This window comes from Lysinibacillus sp. NPDC094177 (genome assembly GCF_050279145.1).
Lineage (GTDB): Bacteria > Bacillota > Bacilli > Bacillales_A > Planococcaceae > Lysinibacillus.
Map to the genome: position 1 here is coordinate 25069 of NZ_JBNNTW010000023.1, position 13734 is coordinate 38802.

General features: G+C 33.8%; 13 protein-coding genes and 1 pseudogene. 9 read left to right on the plus strand and 5 right to left on the minus strand.

What is annotated here, in order from left to right; translation table 11 throughout:
- Positions 1–651: 651 nt before the first annotated feature.
- From ACQKNC_RS21670 to ACQKNC_RS21685, 4 genes are all read left to right on the plus strand, one after another.
- Entirely contained in the window at positions 652–2118 is a 1467-nt protein-coding gene (locus tag ACQKNC_RS21670; RefSeq protein ID WP_427426789.1) for a DUF7309 domain-containing protein, read from the plus strand.
- Positions 2119–2445: 327 nt separating this feature from the next.
- Positions 2446–3489 (plus strand): Fic family protein, encoded by a 1044-nt coding sequence (locus ACQKNC_RS21675; protein ID WP_427426790.1) that lies wholly within the window; start codon positions 2446–2448, stop codon positions 3487–3489.
- A gap of 702 nt (positions 3490–4191) precedes the next feature.
- On the plus strand, positions 4192–4920 hold the full coding sequence (locus tag ACQKNC_RS21680) for a zinc ribbon domain-containing protein (protein ID WP_427426791.1): 729 nt from the start codon (positions 4192–4194) through the stop codon (positions 4918–4920).
- A gap of 376 nt (positions 4921–5296) precedes the next feature.
- Entirely contained in the window at positions 5297–6211 is a 915-nt protein-coding gene (locus ACQKNC_RS21685; RefSeq protein WP_427426792.1) for a hypothetical protein, read from the plus strand.
- 272 nt (positions 6212–6483) lie between these two features.
- Here the strand turns inward: ACQKNC_RS21685 and ACQKNC_RS21690 are convergent, their stop codons facing one another.
- The 3 genes from ACQKNC_RS21690 to ACQKNC_RS21700 all read right to left on the minus strand — a co-directional run bounded on the left by ACQKNC_RS21690 (position 6484) and on the right by ACQKNC_RS21700 (position 8259).
- Positions 6484–6921, minus strand: a complete 438-nt coding sequence (locus tag ACQKNC_RS21690; RefSeq protein ID WP_427426793.1) for a cell wall hydrolase — start codon at positions 6919–6921, stop codon at positions 6484–6486.
- A 217-nt stretch (positions 6922–7138) separates the two neighbouring features.
- Positions 7139–7465, minus strand: a complete 327-nt coding sequence (locus ACQKNC_RS21695) for a hypothetical protein (RefSeq protein ID WP_427426795.1) — start codon at positions 7463–7465, stop codon at positions 7139–7141.
- Positions 7466–7707: 242 nt separating this feature from the next.
- On the minus strand, positions 7708–8259 hold the full coding sequence (locus ACQKNC_RS21700; protein WP_427426796.1) for an ECF transporter S component: 552 nt from the start codon (positions 8257–8259) through the stop codon (positions 7708–7710).
- Positions 8260–8450: 191 nt separating this feature from the next.
- Between ACQKNC_RS21700 and ACQKNC_RS21705 the strand changes: the two genes are divergently transcribed.
- From ACQKNC_RS21705 to ACQKNC_RS21720, 4 genes and pseudogenes are all read left to right on the plus strand, one after another.
- Positions 8451–9299, plus strand: a complete 849-nt coding sequence (locus tag ACQKNC_RS21705; protein ID WP_427426797.1) for a pyridoxamine kinase — start codon at positions 8451–8453, stop codon at positions 9297–9299.
- Positions 9300–9441: 142 nt separating this feature from the next.
- Positions 9442–9735, plus strand: coding sequence for a hypothetical protein (locus ACQKNC_RS21710; protein WP_427426798.1), 294 nt, complete (start codon positions 9442–9444; stop codon positions 9733–9735).
- A gap of 196 nt (positions 9736–9931) precedes the next feature.
- The gene (locus tag ACQKNC_RS21715; protein ID WP_427426799.1) at positions 9932–10342 is read left to right on the plus strand and encodes a UPF0158 family protein; all 411 of its coding nucleotides are present in this window, start codon (positions 9932–9934) and stop codon (positions 10340–10342) included.
- Between the two features lie 172 nt (positions 10343–10514).
- Positions 10515–10703, plus strand: a pseudogene (locus ACQKNC_RS21720) (IS3 family transposase); the annotation flags it as partial.
- Between the two features lie 712 nt (positions 10704–11415).
- Here ACQKNC_RS21720 and ACQKNC_RS21725 read toward each other — a convergent pair.
- Together ACQKNC_RS21725 and ACQKNC_RS21730 are read right to left on the minus strand one after the other, a co-directional pair.
- Complete coding sequence (locus ACQKNC_RS21725) at positions 11416–11751, minus strand: CHY zinc finger protein (protein WP_427426800.1); 336 nt, start codon at positions 11749–11751, stop codon at positions 11416–11418.
- Positions 11752–12391: 640 nt separating this feature from the next.
- On the minus strand, positions 12392–12964 hold the full coding sequence (locus tag ACQKNC_RS21730; protein WP_427426801.1) for a DinB family protein: 573 nt from the start codon (positions 12962–12964) through the stop codon (positions 12392–12394).
- 116 nt (positions 12965–13080) lie between these two features.
- Here ACQKNC_RS21730 and ACQKNC_RS21735 point away from each other — a divergent pair, with 116 nt between their 5' ends.
- On the plus strand, positions 13081–13578 hold the full coding sequence (locus ACQKNC_RS21735; protein WP_427426802.1) for an N-acetyltransferase family protein: 498 nt from the start codon (positions 13081–13083) through the stop codon (positions 13576–13578).
- Positions 13579–13734: the final 156 nt, after the last annotated feature.

Below are 13734 nucleotides of genomic sequence, written 5' to 3' on the forward strand. Positions count from 1 at the left end.
TATGCTGCAGCTATTGTTTTTATCAAATCCTTATAATCACTAGGTATATATTGACTAGTGATAAACGCTATTACTGACATTAATATATAAGATAAAATGCTTTTTAATTTTGTGTTTTTTATTTTAAATAAATACATTAGTGATTCAGCAGATGAAACGATAAGTAATAAAATACATATACTTATTAATATATAACCCAGAGTTTTCACCTTCTTTTAAACGTTTAAAAAAGGGTAACAAATAATCGATACCCTTTTTTAAAATTAAATTTTTCTATAATAGTCTCGTGCTCCTAACCATTCCTGTCCATTTGAGGGTATGTTACTAACATACCACTAGCAATAAAATTTTAAAAATCACCTTTTGTTATAAAATGAACAAAAATTGATAAAAGTCAGGAAACTATCTTTTGCTTTCTAACACGGCAAGTATTAAGGTGTGTGACAATCGCTGAGGAATAGAACTTGAAGTATTGCAGAACGGACAGGTTGTTAGTAGAGTTAATAGAGAGTAGTTCATTTTGAGAATAGCTATAAAGTAGAAATGTTTAATGAAGAGATAGAGCAAGTGATTATTGTTCTTGTAGGTGAAAGCAGATTAGCAATAGCTTCAACAGCATCGCTTTAAAAAATAGAAGAAGGAGGGTACACAATGATCCAGTTGCATATTGAAAGTAAGAAAAAACCGGCAATTTATCGAAAGTTATTGTTACCGAAGAACAGTAGTTTTTCCATGCTAGATGAAATGATATTACTAAGTTTTGATTTGGATGGTGCGGACTATTTTGATTTTGAAATTGTTAAAAAAGATGGACGAGTAGCTAAAGAAAAGATTTGTTTTTTACCTGAAAATGATACGGAGTTAGATACAGATGAAGAGTTGGTGGATGAATGGCTTCGAAAATCGGGTGATGAAGCCATTGCACAAGTTATTGATGCTAGTGAATCATTTACTATTCGATTAGAGAACAATGAGAATTTATCGATGAATCCTGAAACTCCTTTATGTATTGCTGGAGTAGGCAATATACATACAGGTAAAATGGACAAGATTGATTTGGAGGAAATTAATGAACTGATACGGGAGAACGTAGAGGCAGATAGTTTACTCGAAGACCTAGAGCCAGATTATCTTACTTTATTGGAGCTTTCTAATGACTTAAAAAAATTAAAGCCCTGGCAATATTTTAGGGATGATGAAGTCGTTGCCATTCACTTTGAAGATGTAGATTACAAAGTACTTGTTTCTGTTATGGGAGCTGGTGGTGAAGAATTTGGGTTAATGATTTTTGACATGGAACTTGGCTATGATAGCTTAGCGAAGATACTTTATGAGAAAAATATACCGAGTGATTTCTCCTATGGTTTAAATGCTTTAACTGTAAATTTTGTTGATAGAGAAGAGTTGGATACAGCAGATTATCTGCTCATTAAAGATTGTGGGCTGTCGTATAGAGGGAAGAAGAACTGGATTCAATTCCGTAGCTATTTGGAGGGAACGCATCCTGAAAGACCAAATTGTCTAGAGGTAGAGCTATTAATTGATGTTGTAAGTAGGATGATTAATATTACAGAAGCTCGGAAGGATGGCTGGGAATATCCACAGCTAGCTGCACATCAATATCCAACGTTTAAAGTGCAAATGGATGGTGAGTTACAAGAAATCTATATTTTGCAAATAAATATACCAAAGCCAACGTATGAGTGCTACACGGAAATTTCGATGTTTGAAAAAGCAAAATATGAGAAAAAGCCTAAAAGCGCGTTACAATTAGAATATGATTTATTTTACATGCCTTTTGGCGTAGAAATGGAAGAGACGAACCGCACTGTTTATCCGATTGCTGGTATGCTTGTTGAACGAGCAAGCAATTTGGTTATTGAACACGAATTGTTCTCTCTGCCTAAAACGCCACCAATTGCACAAGGCGTTTTATGGTCATTTTTACAAAGCTTAGAGGTAAGACCAAGTAAAATATTTGTTTCTAAAGAGTTAAGACCAATACTTCAACCACTAGCTAAAATTGTAGGGATTGAACTTGTAGAAAGTGAACTCCCTGGTATTCGAGAAGTGAAAGAGTTTATGAAAACCGTACCAATGGATTTATTTGAAAAATAGTGCATAACCAGACCACACATTTCTGTGACTTTAGCACAGCTAAATGTGTGGTTTTTATAGTTGTCGTCTTCGCTCAGCAGTCGATTCATCTAAATTAATTTTTTGATTCACACTTATTCCTAGGTCATGATGAGCAATCAGGTGAAACAAACAGAAAATTGAGTAGTATAATTAATACATAAACATACTCATTCAGTTGTTAAATGAGTACGTTTATTTTATTATGAATATATTCAAAAACTATATCATATAATTTAAACATACTTATTTTTATTTAAAATAACTATATTTAATTGCTGATGAATATAATCAAAAGCGAGGTACAAGATGAGAACATATAATTATGAACAATTAAAACAACTGATGATGCCGATGGAGACAGTGAACTTAATTGCAAAAATTAATGAATATAAAGGGAAACAGGAACTATATAAGCAACAAGCACCACAAATTTTAAATACGTTAAAAGATGTGGCTATTATTCAGTCGACAAAGGCATCTAATGCGATTGAAGGAATTGTTATTACAGATCAACGCTTAAAAAGTATCATGGAAAATGATATAAATCTTCAAGATCGTTCTGAGGGGGAAATTGTTGGTTACCGTGATGTTTTGCAATTAATTCATTCTTCATTTGACGCAATTCCTGTGAGAGAAAATGTGATTTTGCAGTTGCATAAAGAAATGTATAGATACATCGGTATTGAAGGTGGACGATGGAAAAATGTTGATAATGTCATTAGTGAGACGTTTTCGGATGGAACAAAACGGATTCGATTTGAGCCAGTATCAGCATTTGAGACGCCGACTGCTATGAAACAATTATGTGAAGAATTGCGTGAAAGAATGTCGAAGTCAGATATAGAACCACTTATTTTAATTAGTGTATTCATCTTAGACTTTTTATCTGTACATCCATTTAACGATGGGAATGGCCGCATGGCACGTTTGTTAACGTTACTGTTGTTATATCAATTTGGATTTGAAGTCGGCCGCTATATCAGTCTTGAGAAAATTATTGAAGACTCAAAAGAAGGTTATTATGAGACGTTAAGAAAATCCTCCATTGGCTGGCACGAAAATATAAATGATATTTTCCCTTGGGTGAATTATTTATTAGGCACATTTGTAGCAGCCTATAAAGATTTAGAAAGTCGTGTTGGAATTATTGAGTCGCAAAAGGGAAGTAAGAGCCAACGTATTCATACATTTATAGAAAAGAAATTAGGTTATTTCACAAAAGCAGATATCCGTAATGCCTGTCCTGATGTGAGTGAAGCAACAATTAATCGTGTATTAAATGAATTGAAGGAAAAGAAAATCATTACGCCTGAAGGATTAGGGCGTAATGCGAAGTGGAAGAAGATATAGCGGTATTATAATAAGCAATATTAAAAATGTTTATAAACAAATAACTTTCACAATGGCGTGTAGACTGGTATCAGTTAGCACGCCATTTTCTATTTTAAATAGACACTAAAAAGAAATATGAACATGGTTTAAGTCGAGTAGTTTCAACATTTGATTATCTACATAAAATTCCATGAAAAATAACAGATGGGGTGCTAAGCCAGCGACAGATTTTCGCAAATCTGTCGCACCACAGGCTATAAAGGCTTGATTCAACCGAATATTAGTGAGTTTGGTTTTGTACCACGTGTAGAACCTAAAATCAGGATTTGAATATGTTTATTAATAACTCAAATTCAAATATAAATATATTAAAAAGGACAATTACTCCTACAAATACTTCTACAATGATAAATAAGTTCTGTGTAGCAATATCTAGAATGAAGATTACTGTTAATAAAATTATTATTGCAATAAGTATTACTAAGTAACCTTTTTTTACTAAAAATCAGAAAATTCATCACTACATGGAGTTTGGTATTACAGATGATCCTTATAGGAAAGAAAAGAAGCCTAGTAAAAATTAGACTGCTGCATTTAATTAATCGATTCTCTCAACTTTGGCTTTGTTTTGGTACATTAATCTAAAAAAATCAACAATTGTAAAACTATAACTATTTATCGTGATATGATATTAGTACTATTATATTATGAGGTGATTAGGTGTTTTGTAATCAATGTGGACGTGAAAATCCCGAGGATAGTAAGTATTGTTCGGGGTGTGGTGGTTCTTTAGAAATTGATAATGGAACTAAGGAAGAAGAAAAAAATATCCCCGAAAAAAGAGGTTCAAAAAAGAAGTTAATTATTAGCATAATTATTGGGTTAATTTTAGTAATTGGCGGAATTGGAGCCTTTATTGTTTATCAGAAAAAGCAAGAAGAAAAAAGAGTTCAAGAGTATGTAGGAGAAATGGCGATTAACTCGTTTAACATGTACTTAGAAGTGGTAGAGAATGCAATGGTCATCGCTATGTACTCAAAAACTTGGAGTGAAGCGATTGATTATGGAAATGATTTTAATGTTGAATTAGCTAATTTAAAAGATGCATATAAGGAAAAAGGAGAGTTACAAGATTTAAAAGATGCTCAAACTGAAATTCAACAAAGCATGAAGTATTTACAAGACGTTCCAGAAGGATATGAAGAGACTTATGGTGTTTTGAAAGAAATGTATGGAGTATATGTTGAATTAGCTGACCAAGCCCAGTCACCAACAGGTTCACTGTTAACTTTTAACAACAAAACGAATGATTTATTTTCTAAATTTAACAGTCTTTTTGAAGAGTATTTAATTACAATGCCAGCAGATGTAAAAGAAGAATATGAAACATACGTTAAAAAACAAGAAAAAGAAAAAGAAAAAGAGAATGAAAAAGATGCAGATATGTAATGTAGAGGCTGGGACATAACTGGTCAAAACTTTAAAAGCGCGAGAAATCAAGTTTATAAATGTTGATTTCTCGCGCTTTTCTGATGTGAAATTTTTTTTATTTTGCTTTGAATATATACTTATGTCCCAGCCTCCTTGAATACTGATTCACTTGTGGAATATATGATTCTATTTAGTGTTTTAGTCATAGGATAATTTTATCAATAGTATTGATTTGAATTGTTTGGAAATATAAAATAAATATTAATTTGAGTCTTTGTTATTGATTTCCGTTTTTGGAATTTATCATGAAAATTTGGATTTTTCCAATGGATTCGTACAGAAGAGGAGCAAAAAAGAAATTTTAATGCAGTACATAATAAAGGAGTAGTTGATGATGATTAAGGTTAAGCATTTAGTAATAGGTTTAGAATTGAGTTTACTGCTATCAGGTTGTAATAGTAAAGAAGATGTTAAAGATAATACTGAAATCAGTGCTGAATCAGAAATTCAAGAATTAGAAACACTTTTGAAAGAAAAGAAATATGAAGACCTTTTAGTTAAAATGGAAACTTTACATTTACCAGAATCAGAAACTGATAAAATGAAAGCGACGGTCGGTACAAAATTTGTAGACCAATTAATAAAAGAAAAAAATATTGAATTTTTAGGCTCAAGATATAACAGAATGAGATTAATTGTCAGTCGTGATAATTGGAGTAAGATGGAAAAGTTTGTGGGGCAAGGTGAAAAAATAAAATTGGATGAAATGGAACAAGTGGTTAGAAGTAATGATTTTCAAAAGGTTCAGGAAATGTATGAGAATGAAAAATTACTCAAAGAAGATGATGAATATTCTGCCATGTATAATTATGCTCTATATTTACAAACAGACCAGAATTCTTACAAAGCATCAGGAGCTTTAGCGCTTGCTGTTGATCCTAACTACGAAGGAAGAATGAGAGATGAAATTGTAGCAGGTGTAACGAATACCTCATATAAGAATTCATTAACGTTCGGACCTATAACTATGGATGATTGGAAATATATAGAAAATGAGTATCGAGGAAATTTAGCCAATATGGAAAGAATAGCTATTGGAGAAAAAGAAAGAAAAGAGAGAATTGAAAGTGCTAGAGGTAAGAATCCTACACTTGGAATGACATACGATGAAGTAAAAGCATCACTATGGGGTGAACCTGTTGATGTTAATAGAACAGTAACACAATACGGAACTCATGAACAATGGGTTTATGGAAATGGTCAATATCTTTATTTTGATGATGGCGTTTTAACAAGTTTTCAAGATTAACTATCTTTTGACTTTTGTATACGGCAAATTTCCTGTCAACTCTAATCTTTATAAAAATGCATGATTTAAGTAATTATTTAAATAGCGAAGCAGTTTGGTCTAACATCTGCTTTTAAGGGAACACCTGTTATACAGGAAGTTCCCTCTTTGTTTTATAGGGTAGCAGAATATCAAAATAACATTTGTAAAAAGGTGTTTTAGGGTTTTGAGATTTTCCCAACCGATTCGAATAAAATATTGTATTCAACATTAAAAAGCAAAATGGCTACCTATCATGAATAAACACTATCACATGTATCAGGTGCTGGTTCATAGAAGCAATGATTTTTAAATTGACCAGTAAAAGGTTGACCGTACCATGTTGGAGGACAGGGTGCGTACGGATTGAAATACCAAAGTGCGTATTTTGCTGGATGATCTCGCCAATAATCCAGTGTCATTTTTGCTAACCTTTTTTCATTAGCTCGCGCCCTTTGGTAAAACATATTACCTTTTTGAACAGCTTCAAAAGAATAATTTCCTCCCTGTACTTGATAAATAACATCATTAATTGTTCGTAAATCTTTAAAATCTAAACAGTCTGCTACAAGACGATTCACAATGACATTGCCAACATATAGCATTCCTTGGTTTCCTTCACCTTCCGCTTCCGCTCTCATCATCCTTGCCACCAAGCCAACGTCAGCATCTATATATTTTACTCTTGGCATTTTTTCACCTCCAACATATAGTATGAAAAAAAGCCTTCATTCTTGAAAACTAAAATTATTCATTCGGAAAAAGTGATGATCTATAAGAAAAGGTTGAAAAGTCATTTCAAATTCTTTCGTGGAAATAGGGCAGGTTTATTAGTAGTTTTCTATATAGAAAATGCCACTAGCAGTTATGTGTAAGTAAAAAATCATGTGCTTTATAACACATGATTTTTTATATTCTTTGTTTATTTTTAAAAAAGGTACAAATATTTAAAATAACTCCTATAACGAACATAATGATTGCATTTAATGCAAGGATCACCACCATAAATCCTCCTGCAAAAGCAATTCCTTCTCTTGTGTTATCTGGTTCAAAGGCTTTAGCATAACTGACCCCTAAATATACAAAGCTACCGACTATTACCGGAATTAAAAGTGCCATCCCGATTGCAGATACCCATAAAGGGATCTTCTTAGTTTTGTATAAATATGTTGCTAAATAATCACAAATTACAATAGATAGTAATAAAACGATCCAAACGATAGCATCTCCGTTCATACTATACCGCCCCTTTGATTATAGGGTATATAAATTTGTAAATTTTATCAATTAAAAAATTTTTAACCTTTGCATTGTTCTTCCTAAGATATGGTATGGAAAAAATCCTACATTCTTGCCACTAAAAATTTTTTTATGTAACACAATCAAAAAACACGCTATCTATGCTGTTAGCGAAACAGTAAGATGGCGTGTTTGTTTAAACTTGTTTCAGTGGATGTTTGGACACCCGCTGAAATAAGTTAAAAATTCTTTTTGAAGTACGGTGTTTTTTTCATTACGATACATACTGGAATCGCGATAATTAAACCGACAACGTTTTGGATTACGTCTCCTGGAATTGATGCCATAGGGGCAACCCAGCTTTTGAACATAATCGCTTGCCCGATATAGTAGACCCCAATCATCACGGGCATTGAAACAACTGCTGCTAATATGTTTAATCTAACGTCTTCGCCTTTATGTCCTTTAGACCAAGCGATTTTACCAACGATGGCACCTTGTAGTGCGCGGGAGATTATTGTGGTTGGCGCCCAAATTAACCAACCACCTACGATATCGAATAAGCCCATTCCGATTGCTCCAGCAAGTGCCCCTTTTTTAGGACCAAATAAAATAGACGTGATCAAAAGCATGGCTGTTCCTAAGTGAATAAGTCCACCTTGCCCGAATGGTAGTTTAAAATTGATGAACATTGTCGCGACGAAAACAAGTGCTGCAAGAATTGATGTAATGACTAAATCAAATGTTTTCGTGCGTGGTTTTGTATAGGATTGACCTTGTATATTTTGCATCTGCATATCCTCACTATGATGAATTTTTCGATAATTTTAACTTTAGCAAAGGACTGACTATCGTAAAAGTGCCAATTTGATAAAAATATTAAAGGTCAGTTTGTTTTTCTATAAGTGAGTGCATTTTCGCATCTTTGTAATTATGATACGATGAAGAGAATATAAGTAGGATTAGTTAGGTGGAGAGTATGATGAAAAAAGTTGCTGTAATTCAGGATATGTCATCCTTTGGCAAGTGCTCGTTAACGGCTGCGATGCCTGTGCTGTCAGTGATGGGTGTTCAGGCGGTGCCATTACCTACTGCAATTTTAACGGCGCAAACGGGGTATTCGAGTTTTTATTGTGAGGATTTAACATCAAAGATGGATCATTTTGTGGATGAGTGGAGCAAACTTGGCGCGACCTTTGATGGCATACACACAGGCTTTGTGACAGGGAAGGAGCAAATCGATAACATCTTTCGATTTTTAAACGTCTTTCACTCGAGTGAAACGACGTTGCTTGTCGATCCGGTCATGGGTGATTTGGGCGAGGTTTATAAAATGTATACAGGCGAGTTGCTTGATCGTATGAAAGAGCTAGTGAAGAGTGCGGACATTATTACACCAAATATTACAGAATGCTGCTTGCTTACAGGTTTGTCGTACGAGAAGTTACAGAGTTACCAAGACGATTCAGATTATATAAAGGCGTTAGAGGAAGCGGGTCATCAACTGCAGCAGACAACTGGTTCAAACGTCATTATTACTGGTTTAAATCCGCCGCCAGCAGACGTGAACAAGCGCTCTGTAGGCAATATGTATGTCGATGCACATCGTTCATTTTCTAGCATTCGAGAATACAACGGCGAGAGCTATTCAGGCACAGGAGATTTGTTTGCATCAGTCATTATGGGTGGCATGATGCGTGGGCAGGATTTAGTTGAATCGATGAAGCTTGCGGAGGCGTTTTTAGCCGCTTCGATTGAAGCTACGTCAAAGGAGCAAATTCCGCGCGAAGCAGGCGTGAACTTTGAAAAGTTTTTACGAATGCTACTTTAGAAATCTTAGACGTTTTATAATATTTTTGGGTATTCATCCCTTTATTGAAGGGCACCAGCTGTACAGCACGCCTTCTACTCAACTAGGGATGGATTTTTTGTGAAAAGGAAATAATGAAAATCATGAATTGGGGAGGTGTATAATGGATTCAATTAGATATTACGTAGTGCAAGTAGATGATCGCTATTACCAGGGAGAAATAGACCTTCATACATTCACAGATGATGAAGAACAAGCCTTTGCGTTTACGGATATTGTAGCTGCAAACCAATTGGCTAATAAGGTCAATGGAATCGTCCTGACAAGAGAAGTCAGTTATAAGGAGCTAGAAGACTTTTCAGCACAATATCTGGTTGAGTACGAAGCGTTGCCAAAAGAAGAGCGTGATGCTATAGAATCATTTTGTAGGGATCTTAGTATAGGAATGTTTGAATAAATGCCGAATCGAATCTTTTCGGTTCTTTTTTATGCTGTTTGCGGCTGGACTTAAGTATTCTATACCTCTAAATCATGTACTTTAACAATTTGTTTAATGAAATAGTGAATTGCCCGTAGCCACGATTTCTGTTGCGGGCATTATTTGTAATATTAAGTGTGAATTGTACGTGTAGCACTTATATGAGGTGAGGAAATTGAAACTTCTTGATGAACTTGTAGATGCATTTTTATATGGAAATGATAATGAAATGTCGTATGTGTTAAATCGTCGAACGGGTAAAATTCTTTTGGATGCGTCCGAGGCTTTAACTGGCGAGCCTGAGATTGATTGGGCTGATGAAGAGGTGGCTGCGGATTTAGCGATGATTCCAAGCGTTTCATCGTCTGAAATGTATGATGTCATGGTCAGTTTTTCTAAAAAGCAACCAGATTCGATTTCGATTCATTTAATCAACGTACTTAACGGAAACAAGCCTTTTCGATTTTTTAAGGAAAAAATTAATGAACTAGGCATTGAAAATCTTTGGTACGAATTTGAACAGAATTATGCTAAGAGAAAAATGACAGAGTGGCTAGAAGAGTTTTGCAAAATTGAAGTTAGCTAATTAATAAAGTAACTTGAAAATTTTAAACTGCATAAAACGTTAGAGAAAAATCTATTGCCGCTTCACACAAAGCTAAAGTGTACCCTATAAGTTAGACACTTTGAAAAAAGTCTATTCTATAGGGTACTTTTGTTTATAATGAGAAAAAAGAGAAATCATTTTAAAAGCGTATCAACTTGTGATGGAAATAGGACTAGGGCAATCTATGTCATATCGTGGAAACTGTTGAGATAACGCCCCTCAAGAATCCTTCTTTGGTCACTTTAAAGATAAAACCAATCTGAAAGCGTGCGAAAAATTAGAAGAAGTAAAACGAGAAGTGAAAAGTTATATGATGAATTACAACCATTATCGAGGGTAATGGAACTTGAAAAAGCTGCCGCCTGCAAAATACAGGCAGCAGCTTCAAAAAGGTTGCCTAGCTTTTTTTCAAAGTGTCCTTTACAAAGGGTACACTTTAGGCTATGAAGGATTTTTTATTAATTTCGTTTTTATAAACGAACAATAATGCATTAATTTATTTGTAATCCAAAGCGCTATTAGCACAATAATTGCCGCAATACCATGGCGTACAAATGGTGATAATTCAGATAGTGGGTAAGGGTTGGTTACTGGATTTAATGGTCCGGGTTTAGAAATTGACATCAAAATATATATGATCCCATGTTCTGTTATCACAAGAGATAATACAGTTATGATAAAAAAGATTATTACTTTTATTATCTTCATTTTCCCATCATTGCTCTCCTTTCTTTATTTTTTTGATTATGTTAATACCATATCATCAGTTATAAAAGTTTCAAAATCAACTTTTGTAAACAATTGCGAAAATTTTGATAAAAATAAAAATGTGGAATTTGTAATTATAATTAGGGAGTTTTACTAAGAGTTGCTAGAACCTTACTTAAGGTGTTTTAAGGGGATAAACTTATAGAACTTTTAATTAGACGTCAATGGAGATAGTTATTTCTATATTTAACAATGTGATAAAAACCTTTGAAGGCATTAAACTTTCAAAGGCTTTTCTAAACGCTTATTTAATTTAGACATGTGAATAAACATTTGCTTAGATTTTAGAAAATACAAGTAGAATTATTATTCGTCTCAAAGTATATATGAAAATGCTTACTGCAATTTGGATTGAAAAGAGTATTACAATGCTTACAGTTTGTGCTATTCATATACTCATTAATAGTTAAATCTTTTTTACATACGCCACAGAATATTGCCTGTTCATCAAAATCCTCTTTCTTCCATTGCTGAATTTGATGATTTGAATTTTCCTCATGACATTTATAGCAAGGATAATACTCTCCACAACATTTAAATTTAATAGAAATAGTATCTTGCTTATTAGAATAGTGTTTACATCTTCCTTGATCATCAATAACATTTCCTAGAATGTTCATATTTTAAACCTCTTTCCATAAATGAAATCTACTTAAATATTTATTGAACTATGAAGTGTAAGTTCTTAAGAAACGTTCAATGTAAATATATAAATACAAGCATATAGACATTAATAACATTCCGAAGCTTATTACGAATAAACCCATTCCCCACCAACCACCTATAATAAACGACATGAGAACACTGATCCCCAAAAAAATAAGTGTTATTTTGGCAGCTTTTCTTTTATTTTTAACGATTAACATACTTATCAAGAATACAATTACATTAGCAAGAAAACCTATTGCAATTGGAATTAGAATACCTTTATCCATTTTTCTCCCAGCCCTTTCTTTTCTTAGTTTAGTAAGTTATAACCTAATTCATCTACACAAATATAAATCAATCACTCACAGGTCCACTAAAGATTAGCGTTAGGGGGGCAGCATTTAGCTCTACTTTACCGTCATCACCTTTGAAAAAAAGAGTACATTTTTATCATTAAAGTTTATGTATAGCTGATAATCGAGATTGCCATTTTTTATTTCATCGAAAGTTACAACGTCTAAGCTTGGTGGTATGTTCTAAATTAACTTTTGCATTGTTTTTTCTTTAATTTGAACAAGCGACAAAAAGAAAACCTCCAATTTTCAACAACGCTTATATTAAAACTTCGCTAGATGCAATTAATCTATTATATTGCTCTGCCATTATTCTAAAATGATGCTTTTCGTGGATGGCAAGTAGCTGGATAGATTGAATAAGGTTAGGATAGTGAGCAAGAGGATCTGGAAAGACAATATGTCCGGCAATAACCTCCTCAATATTTTTTACTAATTCTTGCATTGCGCTCGTTTCATTCACTAGTAATTGTTCTATTTCGTCGCTACTTAGCGTAAAACGTATTTTGGAAGGGGGCACTAATATTCCTGGAGCTCTCATGCCTCGTCCATTTTTGTTTTTATATTCCTCGTAAACATCATGTATTTCAGTGGCGAATGGCTTATTTCTTCGCATTTTCGCGTAAGGGGTTAGTAGTAAGGAAAACTTTGTTGCTGTTTTCAGCATTTTTAGGATGAGATAAAGGTGATAGAAATGTTCACCGATAGACCATTTTCCTTCTTTCTCACGATGCCATAGTTGTTCCTGAGAGAGTGAATGGATGTGAGATATGTAGTGAGTTCGCTGCTCCTGTAATGTTTGAAAATGATGTGCCATACTGTTAGATTTCATATTTTTCATCCTCCTTCATGCTGTTATTTCCATTTTAGGGAACTATCTTGTGAAAGTACATAAAACACTATTGGTAATTGTCGATAAAAATGAAAAGTATCGTAGGAGGGGTAAGAATGAATAGTAGACTATTAACAGCTGTAGATGCTGAAGCCTATCGGAATTTAAGATTAGAAGGGCTACAAAATAATCCGGAGGCATTTGGTTCTAGCTTTGAGGAGGAAAAGGATTATCCAATTGAGCTGTTTACCGACAGATTTGAATCACAGGGTTCTTATACGTTAGGGGTATTTGATCATGAAGAATTAGTGGGCGTTGCGACTTTAGTGCAGGAAAGTAAGCTTAAGTTAAAGCATAAAGCGAATATTTTTGCTGTTTATGTTTCTCCGAAAAAGCGTGGGCTGGGCATTGGTAAGCATTTAATGATTGATGTAATTAACAAAGCGAGGGAGTTAAAGGGAGTTGAACAGCTTACTCTAACGGTTGTGTCAACGAATGCTTCAGCAAAAGGACTGTATTCTTCTTTAGGGTTTGAGGTTTTTGGAACGGAGAAAAGGGCAATGAAAATAGGTCAGGAATATTTTGATGAGGATTATATGGTTTTATTTCTTTAACCTATTTCAGTGGATGTCACGGAATTATCCCGAGTCATAATTAATTGATAAAACTCCAAATATGAAGTGACCCCTAAAAGTTAGACACGGTTATTTCATTAGGCAGCTTGGGTAAAACGAGTTCGGTATTGCACCGGACTCGTTTTTAATTTTGCC